Here is a 17,869-nt window from a genome sequence, read left to right as displayed (position 1 = left end):
AGAAATAACGATGCCATACATTGTTGACGTATATGCACGCGAAGTATTAGACTCTCGCGGTAACCCAACAGTTGAAGTAGAAGTTTACACAGAATCTGGCGGCTTTGGCCGTGCACTAGTACCAAGTGGTGCTTCTACTGGTGAATATGAAGCAGTAGAACTACGTGACGGAGACAAAGACCGTTACCTTGGAAAAGGTGTTCTGACAGCTGTAAACAACGTAAACGAAATCATTGCACCAGAGCTTTTAGGCTTTGATGTCACTGAACAAGTAGCAATTGACAAAATGTTAATCGAACTTGATGGAACAGAAAACAAAGGGAAGTTAGGCGCAAACGCAATCCTTGGCGTATCTATCGCTGTAGCACGTGCGGCTGCTGATTTCTTACAAATTCCACTTTACCAATACCTTGGTGGATTCAACTCCAAAACGCTTCCAGTGCCAATGATGAACATCGTCAACGGCGGAGAGCATGCGGATAACAACGTAGACATTCAAGAATTCATGATTATGCCTGTAGGTGCACCGAACTTCCGTGAAGCACTTCGCATGGGCGCACAAATCTTCCATAGCCTGAAATCTGTATTAAGCGCGAAAGGCTTAAACACAGCTGTAGGTGACGAAGGTGGATTCGCTCCAAACCTTGGTTCTAACGAAGAAGCACTTCAAACAATCGTAGAAGCGATTGAAAAAGCTGGTTTCAAACCAGGTGAAGAAGTCAAACTTGCGATGGATGCTGCATCTTCTGAGTTCTATAACAAAGAAGACGGTAAATATCATTTATCAGGCGAAGGTGTTGTGAAAACATCTGCTGAAATGGTTGACTGGTATGAAGATATGGTATCGAAATACCCAATCATCTCGATCGAAGACGGCCTTGATGAAAACGACTGGGAAGGTCACAAACTATTAACTGAGCGTCTTGGCAGCAAGGTTCAGCTAGTAGGAGACGACTTGTTCGTAACAAATACGAAGAAGCTTTCTGAAGGAATCAAAAACGGCGTTGGTAACTCAATCCTCATCAAAGTAAACCAAATCGGTACATTAACTGAAACATTTGATGCAATCGAAATGGCGAAACGTGCAGGCTATACAGCTGTTATCTCTCACCGTTCTGGTGAAACAGAAGACAGCACAATTGCAGACATTGCAGTTGCAACAAACGCTGGACAAATCAAAACAGGTGCTCCGTCTCGTACGGACCGTGTGGCGAAATACAACCAATTACTTCGCATCGAAGATCAATTGGCTGAAACAGCTCAATACCACGGCATTGCTACATTCTACAACTTGAATAAGTAATGTAAAGCAACGCGCTGCGTGCGCTCTTTTGAAAAGAGCGTATCGCAGCGCTTTTTTTATGTTGAAATAAAGACGCAAAGCTAGCTCAAGCGAATTAGCTCTGCTTCCTTTGTCATATCCTATTTTTGTAAAAAATCATCCTTCAGTCAGAGGCGAAACGATGAGCTTGATGATTTATAAGCATTAAATCATGAAAACTCTACTAAAAATATGATCTGAATTGAACTTATGCTATTTGCATGGGGGTGGTATCATTTTACATATATTAGGGGGTGATGAGATGCTGAATCCTTTTAGCCTTCGTTTTCCAGTAGGTGTATACATATACATGTATGTCCTTCACCTACTGGCGGCATATGATGAAAGGAAGCAACGAATTCTAACTTCTAAGAACGTACAGAAAAATGCATTTTGGATTTATGTCCTTGCCGCTATATTAGGGATTGTAACAGTGGCAGCATTGATTTGGGCATGCAGGACCTTTGGAAAGGGCTCTAAGTTTTTAGGTGAGTTCAAATTCTTAGGGATGTACGTTAAAATCCAATGCGGTTTCTAACTTGGATGAGAACAGATGCAAGGTCATCTGTTCTATCTGAAATAAATGGAGGGACATGATGCTGTCATTACAATTAACAGAAAAAACGTATAGCCGCACCTTTTCTCTCCGCGATATTCAGTTAAATGTGGAGAAAGGACGTATGCTTCTGCTTTTGGGGCATAATGGTGCAGGAAAAACCACGATGATTCAGTCTATGTTTGGCCTGACACCATTTACGGGTTTTGTCTCTTTACATGGTAAACAGCTGAATTTTCAATCCTCAGCACATATCTCCTTTTTGAAAGAACATGTTTCCTATATTCCTGATGATCATGCTTTGTTTGATTATTTAACGCCGAGAGAATATTTTCATTTACTCCAGCTTCCAGACAAACGAAATGGACCTCGAGAAGAGGCCTTCGTCGATCTTTTTGAGCTGAGACCTTATATGGATCAGCCAATTGCCCAGCTGTCTCATGGCAATCAAAAGAAAACCCAAATCATTTCACAGCTCCTTAGGCCTTGTGATTATTATGTATTCGACGAGCCAACAAATGGACTTGATCCAGATATGATGATCATCTTAAAAAAGGTGCTCATGAAGCTGAGAGATCAAGGGGCAGGCATCCTCATTTCAACCCATCATTTGAGCTTTGGTGAGACATTGTATGATCACCTCATGATCTTAAGAAACGGTGATATCAAGCTGGATATGTCACGTCAAGAAACAAACAAAACATTTCCTCATCAAGCACTTGAGGATATTTATAAAGAAGTGAATCAAGATTACTATATGCAGGTGGAGAGGTTGCTCAATGACTTGGACACGACACGTTCTTCATAAAATAGAATGGGGCATGCTCACAACGAAAATCAAGCAGCTCGGCAAAAAATATCCTTTGCAGCTTCTCGCCGCAGCCGTTTTTATGTTGCTGATCTACGCCATATACGTTGTCATGAGCCTGCGTTTTTTTATGCAAGTAGGGGAGAACGAACCAGTTGCTTTATACCTTCAATTTGTGAAAATGACCCTGCTGCTTTTGGGAGCAGGTATTGTCTTTTCCCGTCATAAAATGAAGCGTCAAGAGTATCAGTTCTTCTTTTTGAATAGTGCGATGCAAAGTGTCTCATTTGTCCTTTGTGTGTATTTCTTTCCGGTGCTGTTTTGTTTCATCATGCTTGGATTGCTTTTTTTACCCACCCTATTAGGGCTGATCATTAGCGGCGTTACACTATCTTTGTATTGGATCATTGTGGTAGGGATCACTTGCTGTGGATTGGCGCTGTATACGCTTGCTTCTTGGATGCTGATACGAATTGGTGTGAGCCATTTTATATCAAAAACAAAAGAGCATTTACTGCTGCAAACGATTGGATTTATGACGCTCGGTGCTTTCGTGTTTCTTCTTTTTCAAAAAGCGGTTGAGATGATTCACGTATGGCCGTCTATCTATCTTATATTTCTGATGATCTTCCTATGTGCAGGGTGGTTTTGGCTGAAGGGCTTGGCGGCTTGTTATGTCAATCGGATGTTTTTGCAGCTAAAGGTAGAGGTGAAGTCGTTTTCTTACCAAAAAATCAGATCGGATTCTTCATTTTTCACACATCTGCGGCAGGAACTCGTTTATTTCAGCCGATCAGCTGTGTTTAAAGAACAAGGTATTTTGTTCCTGTTTCTTGTCTGTCTCACAGTAGGTCTCCCATTGATCTTCACTCCGGCAGAAACTGGCTGGATGTATGCCTTTATTGTGCAGTTTGCCTTAAAGGAGATCCTTATTATGCTACCGCTCATGATTGGCAGGGAATATCATCTCAATCAGCGAGCCATTTTTATGTTAAATACATCAAAGGGTGCCTATTTATTATCAAGAATTTTATTTTATTACACAATGAATGTATTGATTTATTTTGTCTATATCGGGCTTGCTTATTTCATGATTGGGGTCGAAAGTGAAGGGCACGGTTTGGCGAGTTTGTCCATTTTATTGATCACTGTCATGGCGGCATGTGTCGGGTTTGTCGTGAAGATTAGTGAGTTTAATAAACTGTTTGTGATCGTGATGATGATTGCTGTGTTCAGTATGTTGGATATGCTTTTAGTCCAGTGGCTTTCAGCAAATACCCAACTGCTCTCAACTGCCTATATGGCTTGTTCAGCCGCATTCTTCATCTTCATATATGCTGCCATGCTAAAGAGGCCGGTTGTGCGATGATGATGCTTTTATTTTGCTTAATAGCCGTTGTGCTCATTCATGAACTCGGTCATATCCTGATGGTGATGGTGTGCAACAAAATCGAAAAAAGACCCATCTTTGATTATGTGGTAATGATCGATTGGAAGCACGTGTCGATTGTCCATGAGAAATTTTCACGGCCGGGTTTTAATGTGATGGTGGCACTTGCAGGTCCTGTGTTTCCAGTGATCTGCTCGGGTGTGCTTTTCTTCATGTGGAGGCATCCAGTGACGCATCCATTGCTGCTTTTTTCTTTATTAAATACAGTGATGCTGCATCCAGCTTGCCCAGACGGGAAAAATATCATCGCCAGTTTAAAAGAGATGAAAGGAGAGAACTAAATGGTTAAAGTATTTCATTCGTTTTCTAGCGGTTTAACGCTTGCGATGCTTTATGTGTTTGCTGTGTTTATGACGCCAGTATTTTTAATGCTGCTAGAGGTTCATCATGTTGAATCAAGTCCAACTCTATTTGGTATGCCATTTTATATCATGAAAATTGAACAGTATCAATTCAGCTCAGAGGCAACGCTCTTTGGGTGCGTGGTCTGTTTTTTAGCGGGTGCCGCTCTCTACTTCTTGATTCAATATGTGATTCATGCAGTGAAAAAGAGCAGAACATAAAAAAAGCAGGCTGAATGAAGTCAGTCTGCTTGAAGAACGAGTGACAACCGCACCATATCCATACACTGAATACCGTTCTCATAAATCGGTTCATCATAGTGCTTCAGAAAGAAATCGTGATCGATAGACGCCATGCGAAAACCGCATTTTTGATAAAGGGCGAGCTGCTGAATACTAGAGTTGCCTGTGCCAATTTCAATTGTATGAAAGCCAGCTGCTTTGGCTTCTGAAATACCATGGCGGATCAGCTGCTTCCCAATTCCTCTCCCTTGCCATGACTCCTTCACGGCGACATTCATGATTTCCACTGTCTGCTGAGACAGAGGCGTCAGAACATACACACCAATCATGTCCTGTTTATGAAAAGCAACATAACAAGAACCAGATTGTACATAGGCAAGGACTTTTTCAGTTGAAGGGTCAGCTAATAGTAAAAGATCCATAGGAACAGACTGATCATGAGACAATGGCCGAATCTGTATCAAATCATTTCATCCTCTCTATTCTTTGATATACCCTTGTTTAACACCCCAATCATATTGATCCTGCACCCATTGAGAAGGAGGATGATGGGTGACATTTGGGTCTTTTTTGACAGTTGTTTTCCTAGTTGTTTGTGCTGCCTGCTTATTCGCTTGAGCCGTTGCTTTCGCTGATGCCAGTTCTTTTTGAAGCTGGTCTATTTTTAACTCAAGCGCTTTACGCTGTTTGATTTCTTTTTGATGCGCCTTCTTTTCTTTCTTCAGCTTGTTTGTGACGGTGGACAATTCCTTTTTTTGACCATCGATTTCATCTTTCATATCCGTGCCTTCTGACTTTAACTGTGCCAGCTGCTTATCGTTCGTTCTGGTTTCTTGCTGGTGTTTTTTCTCTGCCGCGGTGAGCGACTGCTGCTGCCACACAATCCAGCCAGTTGCACCTAGGATGATCACAGACAAGACAATGATCGTGATGTTTTTTTTCATGTTCTATTCCCCTTTCGTTAAACCTCTATTATCATCGGTTAAAACAAACCAGGTTTTAACAGAACAAGGGAATATTCGCATCAGATTAGCAGACACTATGAAAAAAGGAGGGTGTCTGTTGATTTCCTTTATGATTCATGTCATTGTGTCACTATTTGCTGTCTCAAATCCCATTGGAAACGTGCCTCTTTTTATCACTTTAACAGAAGGCTATTCTGAGAAAGAACGTTCCCAGACGGCCAAAAAAGCGATTGTTGTGTCTTTTATGATTTTGATTGCCTTTCTTTTGGCAGGCAGGCTCATTTTCAAATTGTTTGGCATTGATATCCATGCACTCCGTATCGCCGGAGGTATTTTTATTTTTGGTATCGCTTACAATTTGCTGAATGCAAAAGAATCACATGTTCAAAACCCTCATTCGGATGAAAAGGCAGAAAGCAAGGAGAAAGCTGATGTTTCGGTGACCCCACTCGCCATTCCGATCATTGCCGGACCTGGTACAATTGCGACCGTCATGAGCTTAACCCCAGGAAGCCACCAAGTAACGCTTCATCTGCTTGCGATTCTTATTGGCTTTGTGGTTGTACTTGCCATGACCTATTATGCATTTCATTATTCAAGTTTCATTATGCGAAAAATGGGGAAAACAGAGATGAATGTCGTGACACGATTAATGGGATTGATTCTAGCTGTTGTGGCAGTAGAGATGATTGGCGCAGGGATCAAAGGGATGTTCCCAATGCTGATGTCATAAGTGTATATAAAAAAGCTGTTTTTTTCTACAAAATTGTAAAATAAAACAGCTTTTTTAAGGTTTTGGCACATGTTGAAATACTTCTTCACTTTCAAAGAACTCAATTAAACGGCTAATCCAGTCATAATAATCGAGACTTTCCTTGATTTCTGAAAGAAGAAGATTGATTTTATCTACTGTTTCTTCTGGCAGGTCATCTTGTTCAAGCAGCTCCAGCAATTCCTTGCATGTCTTCTTATGTGCCTTGCGATTTTTGCTGACAACACGTGACCAATTGGCTGCAAACAATGAAATAAAGGTTTGATATTGATCTTGCTCAACGTCATATAAATCTTTGCGTATTCCTTTTTCATAAACCTTTTCAGCAATATTCAGATCAAGCATTTCTCGAACGACTTGACTCATTCTTGTTTTGCTCATGCCGGTCGCCTCTGAGAGCTCACCGAGCGTCATTGGTTTACGGTTCATATGAATGATACCAAGCACTCTACCCACTGTGGCAGAAAGACCAAAGGCATTCATGTTCTCGGCAGCTTTTTCAATATAATGATCCTGTGCTTTTTGAATGGCGCCTAACGCTTGCTTGTCCATTCCCCGCTTCATCCCTTCACGACTGACAATTTGTAACACAATATATCATATACCTGTTTGTTGATGAAAACAATAAATATTGAGTATTTGCTCGTAAGTTGGAGGAAAAAGGAGGGATCGGTACATATCAGGCCGTTAACTGAAAATTTTAAATAAATCTTATGCAATACAAACACATTGTAAACTTTTTATTTTATAAAGTTTGCACTATAATAAATAAGGTGTAAATTTTCTGAAAATATATATCCGACTAATTGGAGGTGTCTCATTTGCTGAAACTAGAGAATGTATCTAAGACGTATAAAGGCGGAAAAAAAGCTGTCAAAAATATTGATTTAGAAATAGCAAAAGGAGAATTTATTTGTTTTATTGGACCGAGTGGCTGTGGAAAAACGACAACCATGAAGATGATTAACCGACTGATTGAACCTTCCTCAGGAAACATATTGATCGAGGGAGAAAACATTATGAAAAAAGATCCAGTCCAATTAAGAAGAGAAATTGGTTATGTGATTCAGCAAATTGGACTTTTCCCTCATATGACCATCGCACAAAACATTTCCCTTGTGCCGAAGCTGTTGAAGTGGCCGGAAGAAAAACGAAAAGAACGAGCGCGTGAATTGCTCAAACTCGTCGACATGGGGCCGGAATACTTAGAGCGTTACCCGCATGAACTCAGTGGAGGACAGCAGCAGCGTATCGGCGTTCTTCGCGCACTCGCAGCAGAACCCCCTTTAATCCTGATGGATGAACCATTTGGAGCACTTGACCCGATCACAAGAGATTCATTGCAGGAAGAATTTAAGAAACTGCAAAAAACGTTAAATAAAACAATCGTATTCGTCACACATGACATGGATGAAGCGATTAAACTTGCAGACCGCATTGTCATTTTAAAAGATGGAGAGATTGTCCAAGTGGGCACGCCAGATGATATTTTACGTAACCCTGTGAACGAATTCGTAGAAGAATTCATCGGGAAAGAACGTCTGCTTCAGTCAAATCCGAATATGGAACGTGTGGAACAAATGATGAACACATCTCCAGTCACAATTACCGTCGAAAAAACATTGACAGATGCCATCTTTATTATGAGAGAAAAGCGGGTTGATTCCCTGCTTGTCGTTGATGAAAATCATGTGCTGAAAGGCTATATCGACATTGAAACCATCGATGCAAACCGCAGAAAAGCAGCCTTCGTAGGCGATATTTTAAATACAGAATTTTATACAGTACAAGAAGGTGCACTTCTTAGAGATACTGTCCGAAAGATCTTAATACGCGGCATTAAATATGTACCGGTTGTCGATGCAAAAGGGCACTTAAAAGGCATCGTCACACGTGCAAGTCTTGTAGATGTCGTATATGACTCTATTTGGGGAGAAGATACCCCGGAGGCTGTCACTGAAATGAACTAAGGGAGGTGTACACATGGATCAAATCATCGATTTTCTTGAGAAAAATGGTGGGGAACTCCTCACAAAAATGTGGGAGCATTTATACATTTCTTTAATTGCCGTTGTGTTAGGCATTATCGTGGCCGTTCCTTTAGGCGTCATTCTTACACGAATGAAAAGAGGCGCCGGTTTTGTCATCGGCGTCGTGAATATCTTTCAAACACTCCCTAGTTTAGCGATTCTTGCATTTTTTATTCCTATTTTGGGAGTTGGAAAAATACCTGCGATCGTTGCGCTATTTTTCTATTCCGTTTTGCCTATTTTAAGAAATACGTATGCCGGTGTTCAAGGTGTGAACAAAAACTTGCTTGAATCTGGTAAAGGGATTGGCATGACGACATGGGAACAAATTCGTCTTGTTGAACTGCCGCTTGCTGTTCCGGTCATTATGGCAGGGGTCAGAACCTCAACGATTTATTTAATTGGGTGGACAACACTTGCTGCTTTTATCGGTGGAGGCGGTCTTGGTGACTACATTTTAATTGGGCTTCAGCTTTACCAGCCGGAATACATTATTGCGGGTGCGATCCCTGTCACTATTTTAGCAGTCATCATTGACCTTACATTGATGAAGCTTGAGAAAAAAGTAACACCAGAAGGCTTAAAAGGATTGAAGGAAGTTTCATAAGGAGTTGGCTCATGTGAAGAATCGAAAAACAAAATGGATCAGTGCACTGCTTGCCGGATGCTTGCTATTCATAAGTGGCTGTTCACTTCCTGGACTAGCCGGCTCCTCAGGGGGCACGCTGCGAATCGGTGCACAAAACTTTACAGAATCAGAAATTATGGCCTATATGGTGGGAGACATCATTGAGCATTACACAGATAAAAAGACAACCATTGTGAAGAATTTAGGCTCAAATACGGTGCAGCAAAAAGCAATGGAAAACGGTGATGTCGACATTTCGGCAACACGATATACAGGCACGGATTTAACAAGTACGCTAGGAATGGATGCAGAAAAAGATCCAAAGCGTGCAATGGAAATCGTCCAGAAAGAATTCAAAAAACGCTATGATTACAAATGGTTTGATTCCTATGGGTTTGATAATACGTATGCCTTTGCTGTGACGCAGAAGATGGCGAAGGAAAACAACCTAGAAACAGTCTCTGATTTAAAAAAGAATGCCAAAAATTATCGCTTCGGTGTAGATAATATTTGGCTGAAAAAGAAAGGTGACGGTTACGAAGGGTTTGTGAAAACATACGGAATTGAATTTGGAAGCACTTTTCCGATGCAGATCGGTCTAGTCTATGACGCATTGAAAAATGAAAAAATGGATATTGTGCTTGCCTATTCAACAGATGGCCGGATCAAAGCGTATAATCTCAAAATCTTAAAAGATGATAAACGATTCTTCCCACCATACGATGCATCACCAGTTGTCCCTGAGAAGGTATTAAAAGAAAATCCAGGACTGGACAAGGTGATCAATAGGTTGATTGGAAAAATCGATACCGAACAAATGCAAGAGCTCAATTATCAAGTCGATGGAGAACTAAAAGAACCAGCGACTGTTGCGAGAGATTTTCTAAAGAAACACAATTACTTTGAGTAAGATTGGGAGGTGTCAGAGCTGATGGACACACTGCAGCAATTATGGGCGTATTATCAACAGAACGGTTCATATGTGTTAGAAGAATTTTACCGGCATTTCCTCATGTCAGCGTATGGGGTATTGTTTGCGGCAATTGTCGGAATACCAGTCGGCATCTTTGTGGCGCATTATCGCAAACTGAGCAATTGGGTGTTCGCAATAACCAATGTCATTCAAACCATTCCAGCGTTAGCGATGCTTTCTGTGTTGATGCTTGTATTAGGACTTGGCGCAAATACAGTCATCTTATCACTCTTTTTGTATTCGCTTCTGCCGATTATCCGTAACACGTACACAGGTATTGTCAGCATTGAGCATGCCTATTTAGAATCGGGGAAAGCGATGGGCATGACGAAATGGCAAGTGCTGAGAATGGTTGAATTACCGCTTGCTTTATCTGTCATTATGGCTGGTTTAAGAACCGCACTTGTGATCGCAATCGGTATTACAGCGATTGGGACATTTGTTGGTGCAGGAGGACTTGGTGATATCATCATCAGAGGATCAAACGCGACAAACGGAACAGCCATTATTTTAGCAGGTGCTATTCCAACTGCGCTCATGGCCATTATTGCCGACCTTGTCATGGGCTGGCTTGAACGCTATTTAAGCCCAACCAACAAGAAAAAAGAAAGCAAGGCGTTAGCTGAAAAAAACATGACGTCCGCATAAATGCTTGAAAAGACAAAACCTCCTCTACATCTGTAGGGGAGGTTTTTTTATCATGATTAGGCGGCTCACATCAGGAGACATTTATGATTCAAGTGTGATCCATTCAGAGGACCACTTCGCAATTTCCTCAAAAACGGGTGCAAGTGAGCGCCCCATATCAGTTAATGAATACTCAATACGCACGGGTGTTTCAGCAAAAACCTCCCGTTTTACAATGCCTGCTGCTTCCAGCTCTTTTAATCTCTCAGATAAAACCCTTCCGCTTAAGTTGGTCAGAGCTGCTTCGATTTCACTAAAGCGCTGTGAACCTGAGAGAAGCTGAAAAACAATCAGTGCCACCCAGCGTTTACTTAATAACTCAACTGCTTTTTCAAACCGCGGGCACATATCAGATTGATTCATCTTTCTTCACTCCAATCTGAACCCATTATACCGTAATTCTGTCAAAAATCGGCGCAAAAAGCTTGTCAATGATCAAAACATTTTACGATGACGAACGGCTGTTTAGTAGAAATAATAAATAGCGGTTTAAATCCTCTATTTCATGTTTAGAAAGGGTGGACCATATGTTCCCATTAAATATTTCAAGATCATTCAGTTCATATTGCTCTGCTGCTTCTTTTATTTGGGTAAAAGCCGTTTCTTCTTCCTTTATGACATAGGCAGAAGAAGCTTCTTCAATATACCCTGCAGCCTGCATCATGTCCTCATAAGGTACTTTTAATGCACCTGCTAGTTTTTTAATTGTAGGAGGTTTCGGAATGCCGCGCTTCCCGTTTTCAATCCGAGAAATACCAGCAGCGCTGACCTCTGAATACATCGCTAATTGGTTCACCGATAGTTTCCTTTTCTCACGTAATGCTCTTAAATATGCACCGAAGTTCATCAACTCAAAACCTCACATGGTTAAAGATTAGTTATCTCTAGTGTACCTGATTTGTTGACTATTGGCAATAAGTGCACCATGAAAATATTGACATTAGTTAATGGTGGATGTATCTTATGTTTATGCCCCGCTATTTGTTCGCCTTTTTTTGGTTAATGAGCGTGAGAAAGTATTGATTCAGCTGGCTGATGTCTTGTGCGGTGAGTGTTTCCCATTGGTCTCCATCGAAAATAGGGAGATGTTCTACATCCTTTTGAAGCGCCGTTTGATAGATTTTTAATATGGATTCATATTTCGGTTTCATTTCATGCACTTTTTCCTGTTCAATATAACCGGCAAGCAGCATTAAATCCTCATAAGGCACCTTCAAAGCGCGTGCTAATTTTTTTATGGTTAAAGGCTTTGGCACACCACGCTTTCCATTCTCAATCCGAGAAATACCGGCAGCGCTTACGCCTGAATACATGGCGAGTTGATTGACAGACATCTTTCTATTCTCTCTTAAAATGCGTAATTGTTCACCAAAGTGATTCATGTCATCGAACCTCACATTTCAGTATATGACTTATTTTAGTATGATCATTGACCAAAGGAAATAGAAAGGGCGTAAAAGTGTTGACATAAGTTAATGAATCCGGGAGATATGAGAGTCCTACATGTTGTACATATTGATCCTATAGGGAGGTTGTAATGATGGTCGAAAAGATTCAGATCAGGCGGGCATTTGTGATGCAGTATATGATCGAAAACGATATGTCTTTAAATCAGCTCGCAGATGAAATTGGCATCTCTCCTGCCACACTCAGCAGGGTATTGAATGGTCACCGGAAGCCAGGACAGCTTGTCATTGGCAAAATGATTCATTACTTTGATAAAAAATTTGAAGATTTATTTTACTATGAAGATGTTGACAAAAGTCAATGAATGAAATCATCGTATCATCATAAAGGAGGCGGCTTCATTGAAAAGAACTGGAATGGTAAGACACATTGATTCGCTTGGCAGAATTGTTCTGCCTTCAGAAATGCGGAAGGTACTCAATATAAAAGAAGAGCAGCTGTTAGAAATTTTCATCGAAGATCAAACCATTATGCTGAAAAAATATGATGCAGATAAGAGCTGCTTATTAACTGGCCAAATAACGAAATACAACAAAAGCTATGGAAACGGCAATGTCATACTGAGTCCTGAAGGAGCTGAACGGCTGTTAGTAGAATTAAAACAGCTCTTAAAAGAAGAAGCAACTCGCTAAAAACGCTTTTTAACCTCAAAAATTGCATATAAAAAATGCTGCATACAATCCATTGGAGCGAAATTGAATCAAAATGACAAATAAAGTCGACAATATATAGGAAATCTTTATTTTGATGTTTCGTGACATGCACCTTGTTTTCATGTAAAATAAAGTTATGTGTACCAGTTTGTCTGGAGGTGTTTTCATGCACGCATTTGTTATCACATTACTCGTAATTGTCAGTATCGCACTTATCATCGTTGTATTATTACAATCAAGTAAAAGTGCAGGACTGTCAGGCGCTATTTCAGGTGGAGCCGAGCAGCTTTTCGGTAAGCAAAAAGCGAGAGGTCTTGACTTGATTCTTCACCGATTAACTGTCATTTTGTCAGTGCTTTTCTTCATCTTAACACTTGCATTGGCATATTTAGGCGTGTAGGCGCGAGTAACAGAAGGTCTGATCTTTTTTCAGACCTTTTTTTATTATCAGCACTCTTTTGTGTTTGTTTCATACATACAAGTGGAAAATATAAACCATATCAGAAGGAAAGGAAGTCACATCATGAAAGTTGTTACACCAAAACCATTTACGTTTAAAGGTGGAGAAAAGGCGGTGCTTCTTCTTCACGGTTTTACTGGGAATACAGCCGATGTTCGCATGCTTGGGCGTTATTTGAATGAAAGAGGCTATACATGCCATGCACCTCAATACAAAGGACACGGTGTACCGCCAGAGGAGCTTGTTCATACAGGTCCTACAGATTGGTGGAAAGATGTAGAAGAAGGCTATCAATTTTTAAAAGACGAAGGTTATGAGGAAATTGCGGTCTGCGGACTATCCCTCGGAGGAGTTTTTTCATTGAAATTAGGTTACACTGTACCTGTAAAGGGAATTGTACCTATGTGTGCACCTATGTACATAAAAAGTGAGGAAGTCATGTATCAGGGTGTACTAGATTATGCCCGTAACTATAAAAAATTCGAGGGTAAGTCTGAGGATCAAATTGAGCAAGAGATGGAAGAGTTCAAGAAAACACCAATGGGCACGCTCAAAGGCCTGCAAGAACTCATTGCAGATGTCAGAAACAATGTTGACATGATTTATTCACCTACTTTTGTTGTTCAGGCACGTCATGATCATATGATTAATACAGACAGTGCAAACATTATTTATAACGAAGTAGAGACAGATGAAAAACATTTAAAGTGGTATGAAGAATCGGGCCATGTTATCACGCTTGATAAAGAGCGAGAGAAGGTTCATCAGGATGTATATGCATTCTTAGAATCACTCGATTGGTCAATTTAAATATATAGGGGGTTAGAGTGTGCAAAAAGAAGAATTTATGGATGAATTACTTGCGTTTATGCAAGAAGAGGCGTACAAACCATTAACGGTACAGGAATTAGAAGTCATGATGGAAATTACCAATCCAGATGATTATAAAGAGCTCGTCAAAGCACTTGTGATATTAGAGGATCAGGGACTTATCGTCCGTACCCGCAGCGACCGCTATGGTGTACCGGAAAAAATGAACTTGGTAAAAGGGAAGCTGTCTGCTCATGCAAAAGGATTTGCATTTGTGACACCAGAAGAGTTTGGACAGGATGATATTTTCATTCCGCCAAATGAGCTAGGCACAGCAATGAATGGCGACACCGTCATGGTTCGTGTCAGCCACAAATCAAATGGCACCAAAAAAGAAGGAACGGTCATCCGTATTCTGGAGCGTAATACTCAGACGGTTGTCGGTACCTATACAGAAACGAAAAGTTTTGGTTTTGTCATCCCTGATGATAAAAAAATCACAAACGATATCTTTATTCCAAAATCCGCTAAAAACGGAGCGGTTGAAGGTCATAAAGTCGTTGTCACGCTGACAAGCTATCCAGAAGGAAGAATGAGCGCAGAGGGTGAAGTGACGGAAATCCTTGGTCACAAAAATGACCCTGGCATCGATATTTTGTCGATTATTCATAAACACGGTCTACCAGGTGAGTTTCCGGAAGAAGCGCTCCAGCAGGCAGCAGACACACCTGAAACGATCGATGAAAAGGACCTTGAAGGTAGACGTGATCTGCGCAATGAAACGATCGTGACGATTGACGGTGCAGATGCAAAGGACTTGGACGATGCGGTTACTGTGCAAAAGTTGGATGATGGTAAATACAAACTGGGTGTGCATATTGCGGATGTCTCTCACTATGTAACGGAAAACTCTCCGATTGATCAGGAAGCCTATGAGCGCGGAACGAGTGTGTATCTTGTCGACCGCGTCATTCCAATGATTCCTCATCGCCTGTCAAATGGCATTTGCTCATTGAATCCGAAGGTAGATCGTCTCACACTCTCTTGTGAAATGATCATTGATCGAAGTGGGAAAGTCGTCAAACACGAAATTTTCCAAAGTGTGATCAAGACGACGGAAAGAATGACCTATTCCGATGTGAATAAGATTTTAGTTGACCAAGATGAAGAGCTTTTAGACAAATACGAGCCGTTAGTACCAATGTTCCAAGAGATGGAGAAGCTTGCAGAAATTCTGCGTGACAAGCGAATGGAGCGTGGAGCAGTCGACTTTGACTTCAAGGAAGCAAAAGTGCTTGTAGATGATGAAGGCGCAGCGAAAGACGTAGTTATTCGTGAGCGTTCTGTTGCCGAAAAATTAATTGAAGAATTCATGCTGGTGGCAAACGAAACAGTTGCCGAGCATTTCCACTGGATGAATGTTCCGTTCATTTACCGAATTCACGAAGAACCAAATCCTGAGAAACTTCAGCGCTTTTTAGAGTTCGTGACGACGTTTGGTTACATTGTGAAAGGGACGTCAACGAACATTCACCCGCGCGCACTTCAAAGTGTACTTGATGCCGTCCGTGATCAGCCGGAAGAAGTTGTGATTCAAACTGTGATGCTTCGCTCAATGAAACAGGCGAAGTATGATCCAGAAAGCATTGGACATTTTGGATTATCTACCGAATTTTATACACACTTCACATCGCCAATCCGCCGTTACCCTGACTTAATCGTGCATAGGCTGATCAGAACCTATTTAATAGAGAAAAAGACAGACGAAGCGACCCTTGAAAAGTGGGGTCAACTGCTGCCAGAAATCGCAGATCATGCATCTACAATGGAGCGCCGCTCTGTTGATGCTGAGCGCGAAACAGATGACCTGAAAAAGGCAGAGTTTATGCTTGATAAAATCGGTGAAGAGTTTGATGGTATGATTAGTTCCGTCACGAATTTCGGACTATTCGTTGAACTGCCGAATACGATAGAAGGCCTTGTCCATGTGAGCTACATGACTGACGACTACTATCGTTTTGATGAACAGCACTTTGCCATGATTGGTGAACGTACAGGGAATGTCTACCGTATCGGTGACGAAATTACTGTCAAAGTGGTGAGTGTGAATAAAGATGAGCATTCCATTGATTTTGAAATCGTCGGGATGAAAGGCACTCGCCGTAAATCACCAAAAGACTTCAAGTTCAAAAAACGGACAGATCCACCAGCCAAAAAAGGACGCGGAGGTCAAAAGGCCTCTGCGGAAAAAGGCAAAGAGGATAAAGGCGGCGACTGGTTTACAGGTCGTAAAAAGAAGAAAAAGAAAAAACGCGTATTTGATAACGCACCGAAACAAAAGCGCAAAAAGAAAAAGTAACGTGACAAAAAGCAAATAGGGCATCACGCTCTATTTGCTTTTTGACCACGTGGCAGCAGCATTGTCGAAAGCTGGATTGTTTGATAAAATAATCCGTACGATTTGGACCGTGTCTGTGCCAAAAGGAGGGTGTACGCCAATGCCAAAGGGAGAGGGAAAGGTTGTTTCCCAAAACAAAAAAGCCAACCATGATTATTTTATAGAAGAAACATACGAAGCCGGCCTTGTATTACAAGGAACTGAAATCAAATCCATTCGAGCAGGAAAAGTGAATTTAAAAGATTCCTTTGCCAAAATCGAACGAGGAGAAGTGTTTCTTCACAATATGCACGTGAGCCCATACGAGCAGGGGAACCGTTATAACCATGATCCGCTCAGAACGAGAAAGCTGCTGCTCCACCGCAAACAAATCAGTAAATTGATTGGTGCGACAAAGGAAGAGGGCTACTCACTTGTTCCCATTAAACTCTATTTGAAAAATGGCTTTGCCAAAGTGCTAATTGGAGTCGGTAAAGGGAAGAAGAAATATGATAAACGTGAAGATCTGAAGAAAAAAGATGCGAAACGTGAAATCGAGCGAGCTTTCCGTGACCGGCAAAAGCAATTCTAGACGCGTGCAGATGGCTTGCTGAGAGCGGAAGCATTATGCTACAATATGTTATGCAGTAAACAATCATCGTCGTCTTTTTACAGAAACCACCAGTTGTTTCGAGCGATGAGATTGTTATAATAGTCATATACGGAAGCAGTTAAGCGAAAGAACGTTTCCATCCCGTATATCCCTTTTACAAGGGGACGTTACGGATTCGACAGGGATGGTTCGAGCTTAGGCTGCGAGCCGAGAGGCGATCTCGTTAACACGCACCTAAATGTAACTGGCAAAACTAAAAGTTTTAACCAAAACTTAGCACTAGCTGCCTAATAAGCGCAGCGAGCTCTTCCTGACATCGCCTATGTGTCTGTGAGGAGCCCAATGAAGTAGGCTACGCTTACGTTTTCGTCTGAGGACGTAAGAAGAGATCCATCAGACTAGCTCTCCAAGCGCCCGTCAGCAGGCATGAGGATGAGTGAACACGTAAATATGTTGACTACGCTCGTAGACGCTTAAGTAATCGATGTCTCTGGACGTGGGTTCGACTCCCACCGTCTCCATCAAAACTTTTAGAATGCAGTCATATCAAGGGTTTGAAAGCCCTTGATGCGGGACTGGTATCATGAAAATCTAATTACTCAAAAAAAGACGCTATGAATAGCGTCTTTTTTTTATGTTTTTATTTAATAATAGTTGTTTGTTTAAAAAACATAGGATATCTTCCATTATAGTATTTTTATGTTATAAAAATTGA

At 41.2% G+C, this 17,869-nt stretch carries 23 protein-coding genes and 1 other RNA gene; 18 read left to right on the top strand and 6 right to left on the bottom strand.

What is annotated here, in order from left to right; genetic code table 11:
• Window positions 1-10 precede the first annotated feature (10 nt).
• From eno to MHI41_RS15770, 6 genes are all read left to right on the top strand, one after another.
• The gene (eno, locus tag MHI41_RS15795) at window positions 11-1,303 is read left to right on the top strand and encodes a phosphopyruvate hydratase (RefSeq protein WP_003212752.1); all 1,293 of its coding nucleotides are present in this window, start codon (window positions 11-13) and stop codon (window positions 1,301-1,303) included.
• Between the two features lie 280 nt (window positions 1,304-1,583).
• On the top strand, window positions 1,584-1,859 hold the full coding sequence (locus tag MHI41_RS15790; RefSeq protein WP_282833393.1) for a hypothetical protein: 276 nt from the start codon (window positions 1,584-1,586) through the stop codon (window positions 1,857-1,859).
• Between the two features lie 58 nt (window positions 1,860-1,917).
• On the top strand, window positions 1,918-2,685 hold the full coding sequence (locus MHI41_RS15785; protein ID WP_282833394.1) for an ABC transporter ATP-binding protein: 768 nt from the start codon (window positions 1,918-1,920) through the stop codon (window positions 2,683-2,685).
• Window positions 2,657-4,054: a hypothetical protein gene (locus MHI41_RS15780; RefSeq protein ID WP_282833395.1), complete on the top strand. Its 1,398-nt coding sequence runs from the start codon at window positions 2,657-2,659 to the stop codon at window positions 4,052-4,054. Before MHI41_RS15785 ends, MHI41_RS15780 begins: the two co-directional genes overlap by 29 nt.
• Window positions 4,051-4,416 carry a hypothetical protein gene (locus MHI41_RS15775; protein WP_282833396.1) on the top strand — a complete coding sequence of 122 codons (366 nt, stop codon included), beginning with the start codon at window positions 4,051-4,053 and terminating at the stop codon, window positions 4,414-4,416. Before MHI41_RS15780 ends, MHI41_RS15775 begins: the two co-directional genes overlap by 4 nt.
• The gene (locus MHI41_RS15770) at window positions 4,417-4,698 is read left to right on the top strand and encodes a hypothetical protein (protein ID WP_008347692.1); all 282 of its coding nucleotides are present in this window, start codon (window positions 4,417-4,419) and stop codon (window positions 4,696-4,698) included.
• Between the two features lie 20 nt (window positions 4,699-4,718).
• Here the strand turns inward: MHI41_RS15770 and MHI41_RS15765 are convergent, their stop codons facing one another.
• Entirely contained in the window at window positions 4,719-5,183 is a 465-nt protein-coding gene (locus tag MHI41_RS15765) for a GNAT family N-acetyltransferase (protein ID WP_082181660.1), read from the bottom strand.
• 15 nt (window positions 5,184-5,198) lie between these two features.
• Window positions 5,199-5,663, bottom strand: coding sequence for a hypothetical protein (locus tag MHI41_RS15760; RefSeq protein WP_060781423.1), 465 nt, complete (start codon window positions 5,661-5,663; stop codon window positions 5,199-5,201).
• Between the two features lie 118 nt (window positions 5,664-5,781).
• Between MHI41_RS15760 and MHI41_RS15755 the strand changes: the two genes are divergently transcribed.
• On the top strand, window positions 5,782-6,417 hold the full coding sequence (locus MHI41_RS15755; RefSeq protein ID WP_282833397.1) for a MarC family protein: 636 nt from the start codon (window positions 5,782-5,784) through the stop codon (window positions 6,415-6,417).
• 54 nt (window positions 6,418-6,471) lie between these two features.
• Here MHI41_RS15755 and MHI41_RS15750 read toward each other — a convergent pair whose 3' ends face one another.
• On the bottom strand, window positions 6,472-7,008 hold the full coding sequence (locus MHI41_RS15750) for a GbsR/MarR family transcriptional regulator (protein ID WP_017359221.1): 537 nt from the start codon (window positions 7,006-7,008) through the stop codon (window positions 6,472-6,474).
• Window positions 7,009-7,277: 269 nt separating this feature from the next.
• On the opposite strand from MHI41_RS15750, the gene MHI41_RS15745 reads away from it, so the two are divergent.
• The 4 genes from MHI41_RS15745 to MHI41_RS15730 are packed head-to-tail and all read left to right on the top strand — an operon-like array spanning window position 7,278 to window position 10,735.
• A complete protein-coding gene (locus MHI41_RS15745) occupies window positions 7,278-8,426 on the top strand; it encodes a betaine/proline/choline family ABC transporter ATP-binding protein (protein WP_017359222.1) in 1,149 nt (382 codons plus the stop codon).
• Window positions 8,427-8,439: 13 nt separating this feature from the next.
• A complete protein-coding gene (locus MHI41_RS15740) occupies window positions 8,440-9,093 on the top strand; it encodes an ABC transporter permease (protein WP_008347681.1) in 654 nt (217 codons plus the stop codon).
• 13 nt (window positions 9,094-9,106) lie between these two features.
• Window positions 9,107-10,024 (top strand): osmoprotectant ABC transporter substrate-binding protein, encoded by a 918-nt coding sequence (locus tag MHI41_RS15735; protein WP_060781422.1) that lies wholly within the window; start codon window positions 9,107-9,109, stop codon window positions 10,022-10,024.
• Window positions 10,025-10,045: 21 nt separating this feature from the next.
• Window positions 10,046-10,735, top strand: a complete 690-nt coding sequence (locus tag MHI41_RS15730; RefSeq protein WP_008347676.1) for an ABC transporter permease — start codon at window positions 10,046-10,048, stop codon at window positions 10,733-10,735.
• Between the two features lie 81 nt (window positions 10,736-10,816).
• Here MHI41_RS15730 and MHI41_RS15725 read toward each other — a convergent pair whose 3' ends face one another.
• The 3 genes from MHI41_RS15725 to MHI41_RS15715 all read right to left on the bottom strand — a co-directional run bounded on the left by MHI41_RS15725 (window position 10,817) and on the right by MHI41_RS15715 (window position 12,156).
• Window positions 10,817-11,137, bottom strand: a complete 321-nt coding sequence (locus MHI41_RS15725; protein ID WP_007500199.1) for a helix-turn-helix domain-containing protein — start codon at window positions 11,135-11,137, stop codon at window positions 10,817-10,819.
• Window positions 11,138-11,219: 82 nt separating this feature from the next.
• Window positions 11,220-11,621: a transcriptional regulator gene (locus MHI41_RS15720; protein ID WP_282833399.1), complete on the bottom strand. Its 402-nt coding sequence runs from the start codon at window positions 11,619-11,621 to the stop codon at window positions 11,220-11,222.
• 130 nt (window positions 11,622-11,751) lie between these two features.
• Window positions 11,752-12,156: a helix-turn-helix transcriptional regulator gene (locus MHI41_RS15715; RefSeq protein WP_007500204.1), complete on the bottom strand. Its 405-nt coding sequence runs from the start codon at window positions 12,154-12,156 to the stop codon at window positions 11,752-11,754.
• A gap of 155 nt (window positions 12,157-12,311) precedes the next feature.
• On the opposite strand from MHI41_RS15715, the gene MHI41_RS15710 reads away from it, so the two are divergent.
• The 7 genes from MHI41_RS15710 to ssrA all read left to right on the top strand — a co-directional run bounded on the left by MHI41_RS15710 (window position 12,312) and on the right by ssrA (window position 17,678).
• A complete protein-coding gene (locus MHI41_RS15710) occupies window positions 12,312-12,545 on the top strand; it encodes a helix-turn-helix transcriptional regulator (protein WP_008347669.1) in 234 nt (77 codons plus the stop codon).
• 37 nt (window positions 12,546-12,582) lie between these two features.
• Complete coding sequence (locus MHI41_RS15705) at window positions 12,583-12,873, top strand: AbrB/MazE/SpoVT family DNA-binding domain-containing protein (RefSeq protein ID WP_017359225.1); 291 nt, start codon at window positions 12,583-12,585, stop codon at window positions 12,871-12,873.
• A gap of 187 nt (window positions 12,874-13,060) precedes the next feature.
• Window positions 13,061-13,294, top strand: coding sequence for a preprotein translocase subunit SecG (secG, locus tag MHI41_RS15700; protein ID WP_003212746.1), 234 nt, complete (start codon window positions 13,061-13,063; stop codon window positions 13,292-13,294).
• Between the two features lie 123 nt (window positions 13,295-13,417).
• Entirely contained in the window at window positions 13,418-14,164 is a 747-nt protein-coding gene (locus MHI41_RS15695; protein ID WP_039963774.1) for a carboxylesterase, read from the top strand.
• Between the two features lie 19 nt (window positions 14,165-14,183).
• Window positions 14,184-16,523, top strand: a complete 2,340-nt coding sequence (gene rnr, locus MHI41_RS15690; RefSeq protein ID WP_125589640.1) for a ribonuclease R — start codon at window positions 14,184-14,186, stop codon at window positions 16,521-16,523.
• A 139-nt stretch (window positions 16,524-16,662) separates the two neighbouring features.
• Window positions 16,663-17,133: an SsrA-binding protein SmpB gene (gene smpB, locus MHI41_RS15685; RefSeq protein WP_008347658.1), complete on the top strand. Its 471-nt coding sequence runs from the start codon at window positions 16,663-16,665 to the stop codon at window positions 17,131-17,133.
• Between the two features lie 181 nt (window positions 17,134-17,314).
• Window positions 17,315-17,678, top strand: a transfer-messenger RNA (tmRNA) gene (gene ssrA / locus MHI41_RS15680).
• Window positions 17,679-17,869 lie beyond the last annotated feature (191 nt).

This window comes from Bacillus sp. FSL M7-0307 (genome assembly GCF_038627835.1).
In the GTDB taxonomy this organism is placed as follows: Bacteria; Bacillota; Bacilli; order Bacillales; family Bacillaceae; genus Bacillus; species Bacillus altitudinis.
This window is presented reverse-complemented; position numbering and strand designations above follow the sequence as displayed.

Coding starts and splice junctions, on each gene's coding strand:
- MHI41_RS15710 (WP_008347669.1), top strand. CDS start 12,312: ATGATGGTCGAAAAGATTCAGATCAGGCGGGCATTTGTGATGCAGTAT.
- MHI41_RS15740 (WP_008347681.1), top strand. CDS start 8,440: ATGGATCAAATCATCGATTTTCTTGAGAAAAATGGTGGGGAACTCCTC.
- MHI41_RS15725 (WP_007500199.1), bottom strand. CDS start 11,137: ATGAATCAATCTGATATGTGCCCGCGGTTTGAAAAAGCAGTTGAGTTA.
- MHI41_RS15790 (WP_282833393.1), top strand. CDS start 1,584: ATGCTGAATCCTTTTAGCCTTCGTTTTCCAGTAGGTGTATACATATAC.
- MHI41_RS15770 (WP_008347692.1), top strand. CDS start 4,417: ATGGTTAAAGTATTTCATTCGTTTTCTAGCGGTTTAACGCTTGCGATG.
- MHI41_RS15730 (WP_008347676.1), top strand. CDS start 10,046: ATGGACACACTGCAGCAATTATGGGCGTATTATCAACAGAACGGTTCA.
- MHI41_RS15780 (WP_282833395.1), top strand. CDS start 2,657: ATGACTTGGACACGACACGTTCTTCATAAAATAGAATGGGGCATGCTC.
- MHI41_RS15720 (WP_282833399.1), bottom strand. CDS start 11,621: ATGAACTTCGGTGCATATTTAAGAGCATTACGTGAGAAAAGGAAACTA.
- MHI41_RS15785 (WP_282833394.1), top strand. CDS start 1,918: ATGCTGTCATTACAATTAACAGAAAAAACGTATAGCCGCACCTTTTCT.
- MHI41_RS15760 (WP_060781423.1), bottom strand. CDS start 5,663: ATGAAAAAAAACATCACGATCATTGTCTTGTCTGTGATCATCCTAGGT.
- MHI41_RS15695 (WP_039963774.1), top strand. CDS start 13,418: ATGAAAGTTGTTACACCAAAACCATTTACGTTTAAAGGTGGAGAAAAG.
- eno (WP_003212752.1), top strand. CDS start 11: ATGCCATACATTGTTGACGTATATGCACGCGAAGTATTAGACTCTCGC.
- smpB (WP_008347658.1), top strand. CDS start 16,663: ATGCCAAAGGGAGAGGGAAAGGTTGTTTCCCAAAACAAAAAAGCCAAC.
- secG (WP_003212746.1), top strand. CDS start 13,061: ATGCACGCATTTGTTATCACATTACTCGTAATTGTCAGTATCGCACTT.
- MHI41_RS15775 (WP_282833396.1), top strand. CDS start 4,051: ATGATGATGCTTTTATTTTGCTTAATAGCCGTTGTGCTCATTCATGAA.
- MHI41_RS15715 (WP_007500204.1), bottom strand. CDS start 12,156: ATGAATCACTTTGGTGAACAATTACGCATTTTAAGAGAGAATAGAAAG.
- MHI41_RS15750 (WP_017359221.1), bottom strand. CDS start 7,008: ATGGACAAGCAAGCGTTAGGCGCCATTCAAAAAGCACAGGATCATTAT.